Below are 16,113 nucleotides of genomic sequence, written 5' to 3'. Positions count from 1 at the left end.
TTCCCGGCGTCGTCTGGCACATCCCGGCCCGTTTCGGCCATTCAAGGCAAAGGAGCAAATCGGCCGCGCCCGTTCCGGAAGAGAGAGGGCGTGCAGCACCAGGTGGAATCACCACTTCACTTCCAGCGACGACTCGCTCAACGGCACCGCGAACGCCCGAGGAATTCGCGTGCGCTATTGCTACCAAGACCGTCCACATCGACAAGATCCGAACATCGACGACGTCTTCACGGCGCGGCCGCCATCCCTCGACATTCCCCGGGGAATGTTCGCGCATCGGTGAGATTGCCGCGCCTCGCATCCATGAATGCGCGGCCGAAGTCGAGGTCCGCCTGATACTGGTTGTGCGACGCGCAGCGCAGCTCGATGTTCTCGGGCGTAGGAGGTCCGCCCATGGCGAAGGGAGCTCTGTGGTGGAATTCGATGTTGCTGGTCTCGCGGCAGCGACGTCCTCGACCGTCCACGTAGCAGCAACGTCCCGAATCGCGTCGCCATACCTCGCGCCGTACGACTGCCGGGATGGTCCGTCATCGCTGTGCTTGATTCGAAGCGGCTCTCTCTGCCGCGGGCGCCACGGAGTCCGACCGACCGATGCATTGCGCGTTCGTCGACGTCGTTGGTCGATCGTAGCATTTTTCTTTCGCGGGCATCGTCGGCATCGTCGACTTCGGTCGATCAGTGCAGCCTGCCTTGCGCGCGAGTGTCCGGACAAGCAGCACGTCGATCGCACGACTGATGATCGCGGCCGCATCGCGCCCGGTCACCGAGCGGCCGAGCAGATCCTGCAGCGATCGAAGCTTGTCGTGCGTTTCTTCGTCTACGGTGATCTCGATCTTGTAACGACGCGGGCTGAGCGGAACGATCGGCTTCGGCTCCGCTGACCGTGGAGCGATCGCGGCGCCGAGAACCTCGCCGTTGGCGGAAGCCAGCCGATCACTGGCGCCACTCGTATCCGTCGCCATCGCTTACCCCGGTGCAGGTGCTCAAGACGCCGATCACTCTGAACGCTGATGCATCACACGAAACCTGGGTCACATTCCCCGGGGAATGTTCGTGCAGCAGAGACATAGCCGCGCTGGCCGCAACATTCCCCGCGGAATGTTCGTGCAGCAGGGACACAGCCGCGCTGGCCGTGCTGCCCATCGCACAACAAATCCATCGCCAGTAGCGGCATCGACACGAGCCGGGCGACACGAGCCGGGCGACACGAGCCGGCGACACGAGCCGGTGTCCGGCCGAATGAATCAGGATCGTCCGGCGTCGCGACCTTACGGGGCGAATGCGATTTCCGGTGCGTCCTCGGCCGCCGCTTTCACGCGCTTCCAGCCGTCGATCTCTTCGCTCAGCAGGGATTCGAGGAACGTCCGGTATTCTGCGGGTATGCCAGTGCCTGTGGTCGGATTGACGACGCTGCGGAGAAGCCCGGGATCGACGTGCCGCGGGTCGTCGGAAACGCCGAGGAAGCGCGCCACGCGTCCGAGAAGCCGCTCGGGGTTCTCTTCGACCTGCTCAAAGGTTCCGACGAAGACCTGCGTCGACGGAAAGACCGAACGCCAGTTGGCGAGGTTCTCCTCGTAGCGCGCGCAGCGGATCTGATACGGATCGCGGAAGAACGCTTTCCACGCATCGTCCGGAACGTCCGAGCGGCTTCGGCCGGGATTGCGGACGAGGTCCTTGTTGGCGTGCGACCAGGCACGGTCGACCGGATGGCGCACCATCATCAGGATCTTCGCGTCCGGCCGCAGCGTGTGGATCTCTTCGATCAGGTCGCGATCCATCGCGGCATAGCTTGCCGTCGCTTCGCCGCGGACCTTCGGACGGTATGGCCGGCCGCGACGCGTGAGCGAGACGACCTGGCGCCGGATCCAGCGCGGCCACGGATCGTGAAAGTGCGCGAGGTACCAGTCGAGCTCGGCCGATTCGAAGCGGGCGCTGCTGCGGTCCTTCAGGCGGCTGAAGAAGAACAGCTCCTTCGGTTCGGTAAGGAAGACTTCCGGATGCTCGCCGAGGACCGCGTGCAGCCACGTGGTGCCGGTTCGCTGCGGGCCGACGATGAAGAAATCGGGAAAGCGGTCGAGCGTCAGCCGTTCGCTGGCGATCTCGCAGTATCGCAGGCGCTCCTTGACCTCGTATGGAGTCAGCGGCCGATGCATCCTGTTCAATTAAACTGCAACCGTCCCGGTATTCGCCGATCATCGATGCGCGGCGCATCGCGCACTGGGATGGCGACCCTTAGTCGAAGTGCGCTCCATTCGGAAATTGCGCGGGCGGGATACCGCGAGGCGCAGCGCAGCATTGCGCTTGGATCTCGCGGCGACGCGCGCTAGCAGGAGCCGTGCATCGGGATTTCATCACGATCGTCTCCGGACTTCCTCGCTCGGGGACGTCGATGCTGATGCGCATGCTCGAGGCCGGCGGAGTGCCTGCGCTCACCGACCGCGAGCGCGGAGCCGACGAAGACAATCCGCTCGGGTACTACGAGCTGGAGAGCGTCAAGCTGCTGCCCGACGGCGGCGACTGGCTGCATCGTGCCGGCGGCCGTGCGGTCAAAGTCATCTCGGCCCTGCTCGGGAAACTGCCGGCCGGATACGAGTACCGCATCGTGTTTCTCGATCGTGAGATCCGCGAGGTGCTGGCATCGCAGCGCCGCATGCTCGAGCGACGCGGGGAGCCGACCGACCGCGTTCCGGACGACCAGATGGCGGAGATGTTCCGGCGCCACGTCGACTCGGTGCTGGGGCGCATGCGCGAGCGGACCGATGTACGCCTGCTCAGGATCACGCACGCCGACGTGCTCGGCGATCCTGTGCGCGCCGCATCCGTTCTCGACGATTTTCTCGGCGGCGGCCTCGACCGGCCTGCGATGGCGTCGGCCGTCGATGCGTCGCTGTGGCGTCAGAGATACTCAGCGCCGGCGGCCGGAAGGAAGGGCGACTGAGCTGTCCGGTCCCGGTGTCGTTGCGGAGCGCGGGACGCCGGCTTCCTCGAGGCTCGTACGATACACGTCGGTTGCGTTGCTCGAGCTGCCGTATTCGAGGATCCAGCGATACCACAACACTTTGCCGCGCAGACTTCTTGCCGCATCGCCCTCGACGTTGAAGACGATCTCGTCGGCGCCTTTGCGATACGCGACTTTTTCCGAACGCGGACTCGCCAGTGCAAGGCCGCCGGACGGTGCCGGCACGGTCGGCGGCGCATCCGACGGACCGGCGGTGCGGTATTCGAGCGTCGCCCGTGTGATCGGATAGATGCCCGGGTCGAGCTTGCCGATCAGGCGAAGGCCGCCGCTGTCGGTGCGCTCGGACATGCACTCGATGATCGTCGGTTCATCGTGCTTGATCGTCAGCGGCGCGGCCGGCCGTCCGCCTGTTCCCATCGTGCTGCAGCCCGATGCGATCACGGTCGCCAGCAAACCGGCCGCGAGGCCGGCGTTGAGGAAGCGCGCCGCGACGCCGGCGTCGAAGAAGCGCGCCGCGAGGCCAGCGTTGAAGAAGCGCGCCGCGAGGCGGGCGTTCGGCAGTTGAGTTGGCGTGAGAAAACGAACGTGCGTGTTCATGCAATTCCCCGAATCATCGTGAGCGCAGCTTCGGCCATCTGTTCGACCTGCGCGCGAAAGACATCGACCCCGACCGCCGACTCGCCCATGACGCCTTTCATGTAGCGCGCGAGCACTCCTTCGACGATGGCCGCCAGACGCCACCACTGGAACGCGCGGTAGTACTCGACGCCGTCGGTGCTGCGTCCGCTCTTTTCCGTATACGCCGCCAGGAACTGCGCGCGGCTCAGGAATCCGCCGGTCGACGTCGGCATCGCGACCGCCTGGCTCGGACCTTCTTCGCCCGCATCGGCCCAGTTGTTCATGAGGTAGCCGAGGTCGGCCATCGTGTCACCGAGCGTGCACAGCTCCCAGTCGAGCACCGCCGCCACGCGGCCATCAGAAGTCGCGAGCATGTTGCCCAGGCGGTAGTCGCCGTGAACGATGCCGGTGTATTTCTGCTCGGGCTTGGCCGCGAGCAGCAGCTGGTAGGTTTCTTCCATCGACGCGAGCTCGCGCGTCTTCGATTTCTCCCACTGCGTCCGCCAGCGCGTCAGCTGGCGGTCGAGATAGGCTTCCTTGCGGCCGAGGTCGCCGAGTCCGATCGATTCGGGCGAAGTCGTGTGCAGCGCAACCAGCGCGTCGAGAACCGACTGGCTGAGGCGCTGCCGCGCTGGCATATCGACGACCGTCTGTCGCACCATTGCCGGCGTGTCGAGCACCGCGCCTTCGACGAAGCCCATCACGTAGAACGGCGCGCCGTTGACGCTCTCGTCGGTGCACAGCCCGAGGGCCGGAGGGACCGGAACGCTGGTCGCCGCGACCGCGCGAATGATGCGATGCTCGCGGCCCATGTCGTGTGCGGTTGCGAGCACCGCGCCGAGCGGAGGACGGCGAAGCACCAGCTTGCGGCCGGTTGCGTCGGCTACCTTGTACGTGAGGTTCGAATGGCCGCCGGTGATCGGCTCGAACTCGAGCGGCGCTGCGAGTCCTTCGCAGTGCGCGAGCAGCCAGTCGGTCACCTTCGGTTCGTCGATGCCTTTCACGATCGTGGATCCTCTTGCGGCCTGACCGGGTTCGTCGCTCCGGCGCGGGTTTATTGCCCGGTCGGATCGCGCGCCGTGGCCCGGCGAGGCGCGGACCCTAACCGGAGCGGATTCACGTTGCCAGTTGAAGGAATCGTGATGATGGCGAACGCACCATCGCTGGTTCACGAGCCGAAAGGCGCGACGGACGTGCGCATCGCACGGCTGCCCGTCGCGTCCGCTGCGAAGGTTGACGCCGGTCCGCATATACTCGCCGAAAAGGGGGACGAGCATGAAACGATCCGGGAAGAACGGCGAAGCCGGCGGCGCGATGCGGCTCATGGCAGCGTCGATTTTTGTGTCGGGGCTGGCAACGGGACTGGCGGCAAGCGCGGCGAATGCAGAGATCGCCCATTACAATCCGGGCGTGCTGAGCATCCGCGACCTGGTCATGCCGGCCGACCCGGGAACGTACGGCGCGCTGTACAACTACGTCTACAAGGCCGATCGCGTGAACGACCGCGACGGAGACAGGATCCGCTCGGTGAACGTCGGCTCCGGCCACGGCCCCGGCCTCGACGTTGCCGTCGATGTGGACATCGACATGTATGCGCTGATGCCGGTCATGATGTGGGTGTCCGACTGGAAGTTGCTCGGCGCGCGATTCGGCGCGTTCGTTGCTCCTTCGTTCGCCAACGTCGGACTCAATGCCCAGCTCGGCAATGAAAGCGTGCTCGGCCGAAGCGCGAGCAACTCCAGTTTCGGAGTTGCCGACATGATGATCCAGCCGCTATGGCTCGGCTGGGACGTGCCGCACATCGGCGCATCGCTCGGATACGGCTTCTACGCGCCGACCGGCCAGTACAATACCCGGCCGGTCGATCGTCCGGACGGCAGCACGGTTCGCGTCGAGTCTCCGGACAACATCGGTTACGGATACTGGACGCATCAGTTCCAGGTCGCCGGTGCGTGGTATCCGTGGGCCGACAAGCGCATGTCGCTCAATCTCGCGGGCACGTACGAGATCAATGAAAACAAGCAGGACTTCGACCTTACTGCCGGTGATGTGATGACGATCAACTGGGGAGTCAGCCAGTATCTTCCCTTGAAGAAGGACAACACGCTGCTGGTCGAGGTTGGAGTCGGCGGCTACGACCAGTTCCAGGTCAGCGAGGACAGCGGCTCGGACGTGCGAGGCGACGCCGAAGACAACGTCCATGCCGCCGGCTTTCAGGTCGGTCTGGCCGACGTGCCGTGGGGAGCGGCGCTCAACTTCCATTACGACTACGAGTTCACCGCCGACGATCGTTTTCAGGGTCACGTGATCGGCCTGAGCATCGCGAAAAAGCTGACCGGGTCCTGACGATCGCGCGACCCGTGCGCGACCGGTGCGAAAACCCGTGTTTCGCAGCACCCGCGATTTCCGTGAAGACCGCGGCAATGCTTAACAGCACGCGAAGCTTCGCAGGGGGTCGCTCATGGCGCGTCATCGTTCTCGATCTGTCTTCGGTTCCTGTCTCGTCGCTGGCCTCGTCGCGTGCACCTCGTTGCCGCAGGGCCGCGCTGTCGCGGCGACGGCGACCGTCGCTCCGTCTGTGGACTACGCCACATACCTGCGACCTCTCGCATTCGGCGCCGGCGACGGCTTCCAGAATCACGGCCTGGCGATCGCGGCGGATGCGGACGGCAATGCGTATGTGGCGGGGATCGTCGAGTCGTCGAGCTTTCCGGTTACGGCCGGCGCCTACCGGACCACACGGCCAGGGGGCCGCGATATCTTCGTCGCCAAGATCAATCCGGCGGGATCGGCCCTGGTCTGGGCCACGTATCTCGGCGGTAGCGGCACGGAGGTCGAAAACGGCCAGAGCCTCGGCATTGCGGTCGACGCCGATGGTAACGTTTATGTCGCGGGATCGACGAGCTCGGCCGACTTCCCGACGACGGCGGGCGCGTACCAGACGTCGCTTCACGGAACGACCGATGCGTTCGTGAGCAAGCTTTCGGCGGATGGATCGACGCTCCTCTACTCGACGCTCGTCGGCGGCGACGGGATCGACTACGGCTGGGGCGTTGCCGTGGACGGCGACGGGCACGCGTACGTCTGCGGCGAGACCAACGGCGGCTTTCCGACGACTCCGGGCGCCTTCCATACCGACTCGCAGTTCGGTTCGGCATTTCTTGCGAAGATCGACGACGACGGCGGGGCGCTCGTGTTCTCGACGACGCTCGGCACCAATACCGGCAAGGCCCGCGCCGTGGCGCTCGACCAATCGGGCAATGCGTTCGTGACCGGAAGCTGCGACTCGCCGCACGGCGGCACGAGCTATCCGGTGACCGAAGGCGCGTACCAGACCACCGGCAAGGGCTCGTTCGATGCGTTCGTCAGCAAAGTCCGCAGCGACGGCGCAGAGCTTCTCTACTCGACGTATCTCGGCGGAGACGCCAACGAAGGCGGCACCGCAATCGCAGTCGATGGTGCGGGAAACGCATACGTGACCGGCACGACGTCGTCGGCCAACTTCCCGACATCTGCCGGTGCATTTCAGACGACGTTGCAGTCGACTCCCACTCCGGACGACGACGCCTTTGTGACCAGGGTGAATCCGGGCGGGAGCGGCCTCGTGTTTTCCACGTATCTCGGCGGCGCTGCCGGCGAGTCGCCGACGGGCATCGCGATCGACGGCAGCGGCGCGGCGATCGTTGCGGGCTCGACCTTTTCGACGAACTTCCCGACGACCGCCGGTGCGTTCCAGGAGACGATCGAACCGGCTCTGGGGTCCGCTTACGTCGCGAAGGTTGCCGCCAACGGTAAATCGCTCGGCTACTCGACGCTGATTCATCCGACCAGTGGCGGTCAGCTCAGCATCGCGTATGCCATCGCGCTCGATACGAAGGGTGGGGCCTACATGGCAGGTACGAGCGGCGCAACGTTTCCGACCACGTCCGGTGCTTTCCAGACGACCGGCGTGTTCGCGAGCTTCGGCGGTCCGGTTGCCGCGAAACTCTCCGGTGTTGCCGCAGCGGCGGCAGCTGCAGTCTGCGGGGATTTCAACGGCGACGGCAGGCTGACCGCGAGCGATGCGCTCGGCACGCTGCGCGTCGCCGTTGGTCTCGGAACCTGCGGGCTTTCGGTCTGCGATTACACCGGCGACGGCAAGCTGACTGCGGCCGACGCGCTGTCCACGCTTCGGGCAGCGGTCGGCGGCCAGGGCGCCCCGCACTGTCCGGCCGCGTGAAGCCCGCGCCCGTAGCCGCTCGCGTTTCCTGCCTGTTCGTAGCTTTAGGTCATACCGCCGCCGGATCGCGGCCATCTCGTCGTCATATCGCCGCCGTATTGCGGCCATGTCGCGGCATAGGTCGGCTGGATCGGCGGCATGGATCGGCGGCACAGAGTGCACAAAAACCGGTGATGGGGGACCTCATGAGAATACCAAACACGCTCGCGCTTGCGCTCGTCGCAACCCTCGCTCTCGAAGCATGCGCCGTCGCGCAACCGCAGGACGCACTGCCCGCCGCCGAGCCCGTCGCCGTTGTGCTCAGCACGGAGCAGCTCGAGCAGCTCGTTGCGCCGATCGCACTCTATCCGGATGCACTCATGGCGCAGGTGCTGATGGCATCCACGTATCCACTGGAGATCGTGGAGGCCAGCCGATGGCTGAAGCGCAATCCCGGGCTCCAGGGCGATGCGCTCGACGACGCTCTGCGGGAACAGGACTGGGATCCGAGCGTCAAGGGTCTGTGCGCGGTGCCCGACGTCGTGCACAGGATGAACGACAATCTCGAATGGACCCAGGATCTCGGCGACGCATTCCTTGCGCAGCAGGGCGACGTCCTCGACACCGTGCAGGTGATGCGCGCGAGGGCTTATGAAGCCGGCAACCTGAAGACGAGCGAACAGCAGAGAGTCGTGGTCGAGGAAAGGCAGGGCAGCCAGGTGATCGTCGTGCAGCAGGCGAGCCCGGAGGTCATCTACGTGCCGACGTACTCACCGGCCGTCGTGTACGGCGCGACGTGGGCTGTTCCGACTCCGTATTACCCTGCGATGTATGCGCCTCCCGCCTACGGATTGCTCGCGTTCGGCACGGGGCTCGTGGTCGGCGCGGCAATCTGGGGCGACTGCAACTGGGGTCACGGTTACTACGGCGGCGGCCACTACGGCGGTTATCATGGCGGCGGCGACTACCACGGCGGCGGCAACAACATCAACGTCAACGTCAACAACTACAACAACTTCAGCAGTCGGACGAACGTCAGCGGCGGAGGATGGAACGGGGAGGGCAACAACTGGAATCACAACGCCCAGCACCGTCGCGGCGTCAGCTACAAGAATGCGCAGACCGCGCAGCGCTACGGTGCGACTTCCGGACAGACGCGCGTCACGCGCGAGCAGGCTCGCACGGCGGATTACAGAAGCGGTGATCGCACCGGAACCGGCGCCGACCGTTCGGGAACCGCGAGCAGAGACATGGGAAGCACCGGCGATCGCGCCGGCAGGGACGGCGGCAGAAACGGTGATCGCACTGGTCGCGACGCGGGAAGAACACGTGACGCGGGCAGAACCGGTGATCGCACCGGCGGCGATGCGGGAAGAACAGGTGATCGTGTCGGCGGCGATGCAGGGAGAACGGGTGATCGTGTCGGCGGCGACGCAACCAGAACCGGTGATCGCGCTCGCGGCGATGCGGGAAAATCCGGCAATCGCAATGATCGCGCGAGTGCGGGTTCGATCGATCGTGCAGGGAACACCGGGCCGGCGAGCAAGGACGGCGGTGGCCGCGCGGGCAATCGCGCGGGTGCTGGTGGCGGCGCTGCGGGCAGTCGCGAAAAGACGGAACCCGCCGGCGGCAACAGGATGTCCGGCGGCGCAGTCAATCGTGCGGGGAACAGCGGCGGCAATGCAGGCAATCGCGCGGGCAGCGCCGGCGGCGCCGCTGGCAATCGTGCGGGTAGTGTCGGCGGCAGTACGGGCAATCGCGCGGGCAACGTCGGCAGCGGTGCGGGACACCATGGCGGAAGCGGCGCGGGCGGCGGCGGCAATCGCCAGAACGTCGGAGGCTCAGGCAGCATCCGGGCCGGCGGCGGTGATCGTGCGGGAAGCGGCGGCGGTAACAGCAAGGGGATCGGTGGTTACGGCAATGGATCGGGCTCGGGCGCACGTGCAGGCAACTCGTCGCAGAGTTACGGGGGATCCAGAGGCGACGCGGGCCGCTCGGGAAGCGCGTCGGGACGCGGCGGCAATCAGAATTCCGGCGGCGGCTCGCGCGGCGGCGGTGGTGGTGGTGGATCGCGCGACGGCGGTGGTGGCGGATCTCGCGACGGCGGCGGATCCCGCGGCAACGGTAATTCGCGCGGCGGCGGCGGCGGCGGCGGACGCGGGCGCTAGAGGCTCCGCTTCCACGATCGGCAGTCGCGCGAACGTCGAGGTGAGAACGCCGGCCCGCGACCGAGTTGAGACAACTCAGCTCGCGGGTTGGCTGCGGACGAGAACGCGAACGCGGGCGATCAGCGTCCCGCGGCGATCAGCGACGGAATGCTGTACCAGTCGATCGACGCCGCTTCGGGCGCCTGCAGGCCGCGGTCGATGTACCAGCCCGGTTCTTCGGGGAACGCCATGCCCGGGATCGCCGCGCGCGTGCCGTGTCCGAGCTGAAGGTCGAGCACCGTAAAGCCGTACACGAACATGTGTTCCTCGGCGTACTTGAAGTCGACCTTCGGGTTCGGCTGCGTCGAGCTGCGGATGTTGATGATGACGACCTTCCAGAGCTCGTCGTTGTTGTCGTACAAGTCCGAGTACGGAATCATCGACGCTTCGTCGTCGACGTAGATCATGCGCTTGGAGTACGCGTAGCCGTGAAGACGCGCGCGTCCTTCGACGATCCACATCTTGGGGCGCATCTCCCAGTCTTCGCAGTACGTGACGCCGCCGTCGCCGGGGCAGATCTTGGGCGGAAGGTTCTTGCCGTGCAGCGATGCGAGCATCGGCTTCTGGCCGATGAGCTTCCAGTCGAACCACGGAATCTGGCCGGCGTAGCCGCCGAAGCTGTCGAGGTCGATGTCCTGACCGAAAAGCGCGTCGGAGCGCTGCGCGCTCGAAAGCCGGCGCACGCGGCGAATCGTCGGCGTGTAGAGCCACGTGTCGTCCTGGCGCGTCGGGTCGATGTAGCGGAAGCTCACCGAGCCTACGCCCTTCAGGTCGAACGGCTCGATCAGCGGGAAGAAGCCCTGCTTGTTGAAGACCTGGTCGGGGTTGTCGGGAATCGTCGGCCGCGGGTCGTTGTGGAGGCGGCCGAAGTAGCGAAGGTTCCTGCTCCAGTCGACGATGAAGTGGCGCTCGACCTGATAGACCTGCTTGCCCTCGGCATTCTTGAAGAATCCCCCGGTGTCGGCGTCCGGCAGATGCACGCCGAGATCGTCGTTGAAATACGACGTGCGGCTGAAGTTCCACATGATCTTGACGGCCGCTTTCGGATCGTTCGGATCGACTTTGGGAAACGGCCGGCCGGCCACCCAGTTCTTGAGATCGTTCTTCTCGTCGAGCGTGGCCTGACCGGAGTACTTTTCGGTCGCGTCGATGTAAGCCTTCGGAATCGGGATCTTCTGGTACGGTACGATGTTGAGCTCGCTGCCGTTCTCGACCGCGGCCTTTACGCCCGGCGACATGACGTCGACGTACTTGTGGACGTTGCTCTTGCCGATGACCTCGCCCGGCTTTGGCTCTTCGGCGAGCGAGAGCGCCGCCGAAAGGGTGAGGAACGACGAGGCGGCAACTGTGGCCGTCAGGATCAGCGATTTCCGATGCATCACGCGGTGGTCTCCCGTGGAGGCGGGCCGCCCACTATCGAACCCGATCGAATAGGAAGGCGGCGACGTGCGAAAGTTCCGTCAGTCTGCATGAAAGATTTCGGCAAGTCACGCGTGAGAATTCGCATCGATGGCTCCAGCGATGGAGTCCGCTCCAGCTTCGCAGATGGAGATCGCGCAGGATCGGCCGATGCATCGGACCGGGCCGGCGAATGACGTCCCGCGCGAGGACAGCAGTTCACCGCGGTCGCGCCCGCGACAGTGCGGGTGGTCCGCCCGCGCTGCCGTCGTACTCGCCGGCCGTGCTCATCACCGCGCTCTCGTCCGTATATCTGGCGTGGGGCTCGACCTACCTCGCGATCCGCATTGCGCTTACCGGGCTTCCTCCGTTTCTGCTTGCGGGGCTTCGCGGCATCGTTGCCGGGACGCTCCTGCTGGTGTGGGGCCGCCTTCGCGGGCACAGCAGCGTGTCGGGCGAGGCGCTGCGCAACGCGGCCGGCCTCGGCGTGCTGATGGTCGCGGGCGCCAACGGCCTCGTCACGTACGCGGAGCAGTGGGTGTCGTCCGGGCTTGCCGCGTCGATTGCTGCGAGCGGATCGATCTGGCTCGTGCTGATGCTCGCGTTTCTCGGCGAGCGGCCGACGCGGGCCGAAGCCGCCGCCATCGCGCTCGGAGTCGCCGGCGTCGTCCTTCTCAACCTCGACGGTCAGCTTCGCGCGAGCCCCGCGGGTGCGTTTGCGCTGTTCGTCGCGACGATGTCCTGGGCGGTCGGCGCGGTGCTCACGCGCCGGCTGGTGCTGCCGCAGGGTTCGATCGTGGTCGGTATGGAGCTGCTGTCGGGCGGTCTCGTGATGACCATCGGCGGTCTGCTCGGCGGTGAGCGCATCATCGCTTCATTGCTCACACGCGACGCGATGCTCGCGTGGCTGTATCTGGTCGTCGCCGGATCGCTGGTCGGTTTTTCCGCGTTCACGTTCCTGATCCGCAACGTGCGTCCGGCGCTCGCGACCAGCTTCGTGTACGTCAATCCGGTCGTCGCCGTCGTGGTCGGCGTGGCGTTCGGTGGCGAGACCGTGACGCCGCTGGCCGGCGTGGGCATCGTCGTCAGCGTAGTGGCGCTGGCGGCGGTGACGCTGACGTCGCGGTCGCGCGCGTAAGCTGAGTTCGCGTCACCTGGCCACACGCCCGTCCCGGTACGCACATCCGTCGCCGCTGCGCGGACTCGCTGACTGCCGCATGCCGTCAACGCCGCACGGATCACCTCGCACGCGCCTGGAACGCATCGGGCGTGTTGACGGCGGCGCTCTCGTAGCGCGAGCTCCAGCACGCGCCGGTCGATGCCGTCCACTGCACGGTCATACCCGGCTCCATTGCGAACAGCCGTCCGTCGGGACGTCTCGGCGGAGGCGCGAACTTGGCGCGGCAGTCGTCCGAGCAGCCGGCGTTGGCTCCGGCCACGAGCTTCATCTTCGGCACGCCGTCGCGGTCGACGCCGAGCCGCAGCGCGGAGACGCCCTGCGACGTGCCGTCGGCCGCCTTGAGCCGATAGAGAAGATCGAAGAAGCCGCCTTTGCGGCGCCATGATCCGCCTTCGATCGCGTCGTCGTTGAAATCGAGACGATAGGCGAGCTCCGCGACGCCGCTCGTCTCGTCGTAAAAACAGACCGCGAACGAATCGCCGAGACTCGGGTCGCCGAGCTCTTCACGAGCGGTGGAGTCTTCGCCTGGATTTCCGCGCCACGACGTCGTGAGCCGCCCGGCAACCTCACCGCCCGTGCCGAGGTAGCCGAGCTCGATGCTGGTGCGGCTTTTTCCGGAGACGTGGCACGCATCCGACGGCGCGTATGAATGATGGCAGATGCCGTCGGCCGGATCGCAGACGTCCGTCGAGCACAGGTCGTCGTCGCGGCAGTCGACGAATGCGGTGCCGGTGCAGCTTCCGCTCTGGCAGCGGTCGCCGGTGGTGCACGCATTGCCGTCGTCGCACGCGATCGCGTTGTAGTCGCGAAGACAGCTGCCGTCCGGAGCGCAGAATTCGTCGGTACACGGATTGGAATCGTCGCAGCTGGTCAGGCCGCCTGGCGCGCACACTCCCGACAGGCAGCGCTCGCCGACGGTACAGGCGAGGCCGTCGCTGCACGGCGCGCCGTCGCGATCGGGCGCCGAGCACGCATCCGTGCCCTCGTCGCACGCTTCGGAGCAGTCGGAGTCGCCGTCGCCGGCAGCGTTCGCGCACGGGTCGCCCCAGCTCTGGCAATGTCCGCGGCCGTCGCACTGGTCGGTCGCGGTGCAGAACAGGCCGTCGTTGCACGGCGAAGCCTCGGCATCGCTGGCATCGCACGCATCGGCGAGCTCGTCGCACGATTCGGCGCAGTCCGCGTCGCCGTCGGCTTCCGGACACGGTGAAGTCCCGCCGGTGCATGTCCCGAGGCCGTCGCACGACTCGCCGACGGTGCAGAAGCGCCCGTCGCTGCACGGTGCGCCGGGCGGATCGTATCCGTCGCAGCGGTGCGTGGACTCCACGCAGCCTTCGCGGCAGTTGGTATCGCCGTCGAGTCCTGCGCACGGACTGCCGGAGTGCGAGATGCAGCCGCCACTCGCGCAAAGGTCGGCACCGTTGCAATAGACGCCGTCGTCGCACGGCGATCCGTCCGGGTCGGGCGCGTCGCAGCGGTCGGTATCTTCGTTGCATTGCTCCGAGCAGTTCGCATCGCCGTCGGGCGCGTCGCAGGGGCTGCCGCTGCCGATGCAGCGGGCGTCCGCGCTGCACACGTCGCCGGTCGTGCAGAAAAGTCCGTCGTCGCACGCGGCGCCGGGCGGAAGAACTTCGCAGAACGCCGAGCAGCAGTCGCCGTCGAGATTGTTTCCGTCGTCGCACGATTCGCCGGCGTCGAGGTTGCCGTCGCCGCACTGCGCAGAGCGGCAGTCCGCAACGGTGCGCGGAAGCTCGTTCGATCCGAACCCGTCGATGCGCTCGCCCCACAGCCGGCCGACGTAATCCACGTTCTGCCCGAGCCAGATGCGGCCGTTCGTGAAGAACTGTCCCTCGATGAGCGAGCGGTTCGCCGCACCGCTGCGGTGAATGAACTCGAACCCGGATCCGCCCGGCGCGGGCGACAGCTTCTTTGCCGCCGCGATCCACCTGGCGCCGCACGCGCCGTCGCCAGTGATGCGCGTGCGGCCGTCGGCGGTCAGGTAATCGCGCAGCAGCACGAACGTGCCGGCATGCGCCTCGACGGTTGCGCCGCTCCGCAGCTTCATGCTGCACAGCTCGTAGCGGCCGCCGGCGACGAGCGTGAGCGTCTGGTCCTGCTGCACGGTGATCGTGTCGTAGCGCCCGGGCGCAAGCGTGAGCGGCGACGTCGACGAGTCGACGACGATGCTGGCGCCGCCGCAGGTGATCTCGGGGGCGTGCGGCCAGTTCGACTCGTCGACGATCCGGCCACCGAGCGGCACGGATGCATGAAAGACGACGACGCCCGGCGACGTGTCGAGCAGGTCGGTAAAGACCGCATGGACCTCGGAGGCATCGCGCCCGATGACCAGCGGCGCGGCGACATAACTGTTCTCGCCCGTTGCAATCGTCTGCAGCGAAAGCTCGACCGATGTTTCCGAGCCGATGCTCGTGTGGACCGGCATCGATGCGGCGCCGTTCAGAACGACCGCGCTGCGGCCGAACAGTGCATACGCGCCGACGTCGTGTACGAGCACGGGCGGCGCTTCTTCGGCGCGTGCGCCGGAGACGGGCGCGGCGAGCACCGCGAATGCGGCGAGCACGGCACACGAAGAAACGAATGGGCAGATTGTTCGATGCATCGGTAGGAACCTCCGATGCGTTCGTACGAGGCAACGCAGCGGCGTGTCCATGCCATCGGTGTCATGGGGAGCGCATCATCGGCTCGCGGCGAGCGGTCCATTACGGAGATGTCATGGGCTGGGGTGCTGGACTTCAACCGGGCGCTGGAGGCAGCCGCGAAGCCGCCGCGAGCCGCAGAAACAAGCAGGCTTGACTGTTTGTTTCTGACCCGCTAGGGTGCGGACCCATGGCCACTGCCGCCGCTCCGGCTCGCCGGACCCAGGAAGAACGCAGCCATGCGACGCAGCGGGCGCTGCTCGACGCGGCCGTCGAGTGCCTGATCGAAAACGGCTATCAGGGGTTCAGCACCACGATCGTCGCCGACCGCGCCGGCGTCTCGCGCGGCGCGCAGCTTCATCACTATCCGACGCGGGCGTCGCTCATGGCGGCGACCATCGAGCACGTGTTCGGGCTTCTTACCGAAGAGTACCAGCGCGGGTTCGCGGCGCTCGCCGAGAAGGACCGCAGCGCCGCGAAGGCCGTCCGGCTGCTGCAGGCCATCTGCCTCGACCCGCGCCATTTTGCGGTACTCGATCTTTATGCCGCTGCGCGCACCGATGCCGAGCTGCGCGCGAGCATCGTTCCGGTTGCCGCGCGCCACCGCGAGAACGTGATCGCGCTTGCCGGCCGGTACTTTCCGGAGGCAGCCGGCGACGAGCGGTTCCGTCTCACGCTCGACCTGCTGCTGCATGCGATGGTCGGCATGGCGCTGTCGCGCGGGTTCTACGGAGAGGATCCGGGCGAGCCGGCGCTCGCAAAGCTCATCGAAACGCTCGCGACGGATGCCGCCGGCGTGGCGAGCACGCCGCCGCCGCGCGTGCGTGCCGTCGCGAATGCGGCCCCGAGGGCGCGTCGCAAGCGCGGCCGCGCCGGCGATTGACCGGAGGAGGGTAGAA

At 66.6% G+C, this 16,113-nt stretch carries 13 protein-coding genes; 6 read left to right on the top strand and 7 right to left on the bottom strand.

Features of this window, described 5'->3' with window-relative positions; genetic code table 11:
* Positions 1-227: 227 nt before the first annotated feature.
* From VN634_18295 to VN634_18285, 3 genes are all read right to left on the bottom strand, one after another.
* The gene (locus VN634_18295) at positions 228-464 is read right to left on the bottom strand and encodes a hypothetical protein (protein ID HXC52842.1); all 237 of its coding nucleotides are present in this window, start codon (positions 462-464) and stop codon (positions 228-230) included.
* A gap of 63 nt (positions 465-527) precedes the next feature.
* The gene (locus tag VN634_18290; GenBank protein ID HXC52841.1) at positions 528-962 is read right to left on the bottom strand and encodes a hypothetical protein; all 435 of its coding nucleotides are present in this window, start codon (positions 960-962) and stop codon (positions 528-530) included.
* A 306-nt stretch (positions 963-1,268) separates the two neighbouring features.
* Complete coding sequence (locus VN634_18285) at positions 1,269-2,153, bottom strand: sulfotransferase (GenBank protein ID HXC52840.1); 885 nt, start codon at positions 2,151-2,153, stop codon at positions 1,269-1,271.
* Between the two features lie 182 nt (positions 2,154-2,335).
* Here VN634_18285 and VN634_18280 point away from each other — a divergent pair, with 182 nt between their 5' ends.
* Positions 2,336-2,938, top strand: a complete 603-nt coding sequence (locus VN634_18280; protein HXC52839.1) for a hypothetical protein — start codon at positions 2,336-2,338, stop codon at positions 2,936-2,938.
* Here VN634_18280 and VN634_18275 read toward each other — a convergent pair.
* Both VN634_18275 and VN634_18270 read right to left on the bottom strand, forming a co-directional pair.
* Positions 2,906-3,556, bottom strand: coding sequence for a hypothetical protein (locus VN634_18275; protein HXC52838.1), 651 nt, complete (start codon positions 3,554-3,556; stop codon positions 2,906-2,908). The two genes, VN634_18280 and VN634_18275, sit on opposite strands and share 33 nt — an antisense overlap.
* A complete protein-coding gene (locus tag VN634_18270) occupies positions 3,553-4,581 on the bottom strand; it encodes a phosphotransferase family protein (GenBank protein ID HXC52837.1) in 1,029 nt (342 codons plus the stop codon). The genes VN634_18275 and VN634_18270 overlap by 4 nt, the downstream gene beginning before the upstream one ends.
* 271 nt (positions 4,582-4,852) lie before the next feature.
* Here VN634_18270 and VN634_18265 point away from each other — a divergent pair, with 271 nt between their 5' ends.
* The 3 genes from VN634_18265 to VN634_18255 all read left to right on the top strand — a co-directional run bounded on the left by VN634_18265 (position 4,853) and on the right by VN634_18255 (position 9,943).
* The gene (locus tag VN634_18265) at positions 4,853-5,923 is read left to right on the top strand and encodes a transporter (GenBank protein ID HXC52836.1); all 1,071 of its coding nucleotides are present in this window, start codon (positions 4,853-4,855) and stop codon (positions 5,921-5,923) included.
* 232 nt (positions 5,924-6,155) lie between these two features.
* Entirely contained in the window at positions 6,156-7,796 is a 1,641-nt protein-coding gene (locus VN634_18260) for an SBBP repeat-containing protein (GenBank protein ID HXC52835.1), read from the top strand.
* Between the two features lie 185 nt (positions 7,797-7,981).
* Positions 7,982-9,943 (top strand): DUF3300 domain-containing protein, encoded by a 1,962-nt coding sequence (locus VN634_18255; protein HXC52834.1) that lies wholly within the window; start codon positions 7,982-7,984, stop codon positions 9,941-9,943.
* A 119-nt stretch (positions 9,944-10,062) separates the two neighbouring features.
* Here VN634_18255 and VN634_18250 read toward each other — a convergent pair whose 3' ends face one another.
* Positions 10,063-11,361, bottom strand: a complete 1,299-nt coding sequence (locus VN634_18250; GenBank protein HXC52833.1) for a DUF1329 domain-containing protein — start codon at positions 11,359-11,361, stop codon at positions 10,063-10,065.
* 212 nt (positions 11,362-11,573) lie between these two features.
* On the opposite strand from VN634_18250, the gene VN634_18245 reads away from it, so the two are divergent.
* Complete coding sequence (locus tag VN634_18245) at positions 11,574-12,518, top strand: EamA family transporter (GenBank protein ID HXC52832.1); 945 nt, start codon at positions 11,574-11,576, stop codon at positions 12,516-12,518.
* Positions 12,519-12,618: 100 nt separating this feature from the next.
* Here VN634_18245 and VN634_18240 read toward each other — a convergent pair whose 3' ends face one another.
* The gene (locus VN634_18240) at positions 12,619-15,177 is read right to left on the bottom strand and encodes a hypothetical protein (GenBank protein ID HXC52831.1); all 2,559 of its coding nucleotides are present in this window, start codon (positions 15,175-15,177) and stop codon (positions 12,619-12,621) included.
* Positions 15,178-15,404: 227 nt separating this feature from the next.
* On the opposite strand from VN634_18240, the gene VN634_18235 reads away from it, so the two are divergent.
* The gene (locus tag VN634_18235; protein ID HXC52830.1) at positions 15,405-16,097 is read left to right on the top strand and encodes a TetR/AcrR family transcriptional regulator; all 693 of its coding nucleotides are present in this window, start codon (positions 15,405-15,407) and stop codon (positions 16,095-16,097) included.
* Positions 16,098-16,113 lie beyond the last annotated feature (16 nt).

The organism is Candidatus Limnocylindrales bacterium, assembly GCA_035571835.1.
GTDB lineage: Bacteria > Desulfobacterota > Binatia > UBA1149 > CAITLU01 > DATNBU01.
This window is presented reverse-complemented; position numbering and strand designations above follow the sequence as displayed.

Coding starts and splice junctions, on each gene's coding strand:
- VN634_18290 (HXC52841.1), bottom strand. CDS start 962: ATGGCGACGGATACGAGTGGCGCCAGTGATCGGCTGGCTTCCGCCAAC.
- VN634_18285 (HXC52840.1), bottom strand. CDS start 2,153: ATGCATCGGCCGCTGACTCCATACGAGGTCAAGGAGCGCCTGCGATAC.
- VN634_18275 (HXC52838.1), bottom strand. CDS start 3,556: ATGAACACGCACGTTCGTTTTCTCACGCCAACTCAACTGCCGAACGCC.
- VN634_18265 (HXC52836.1), top strand. CDS start 4,853: ATGAAACGATCCGGGAAGAACGGCGAAGCCGGCGGCGCGATGCGGCTC.
- VN634_18255 (HXC52834.1), top strand. CDS start 7,982: ATGAGAATACCAAACACGCTCGCGCTTGCGCTCGTCGCAACCCTCGCT.
- VN634_18250 (HXC52833.1), bottom strand. CDS start 11,361: ATGCATCGGAAATCGCTGATCCTGACGGCCACAGTTGCCGCCTCGTCG.
- VN634_18245 (HXC52832.1), top strand. CDS start 11,574: ATGACGTCCCGCGCGAGGACAGCAGTTCACCGCGGTCGCGCCCGCGAC.
- VN634_18240 (HXC52831.1), bottom strand. CDS start 15,177: ATGCATCGAACAATCTGCCCATTCGTTTCTTCGTGTGCCGTGCTCGCC.
- VN634_18235 (HXC52830.1), top strand. CDS start 15,405: ATGGCCACTGCCGCCGCTCCGGCTCGCCGGACCCAGGAAGAACGCAGC.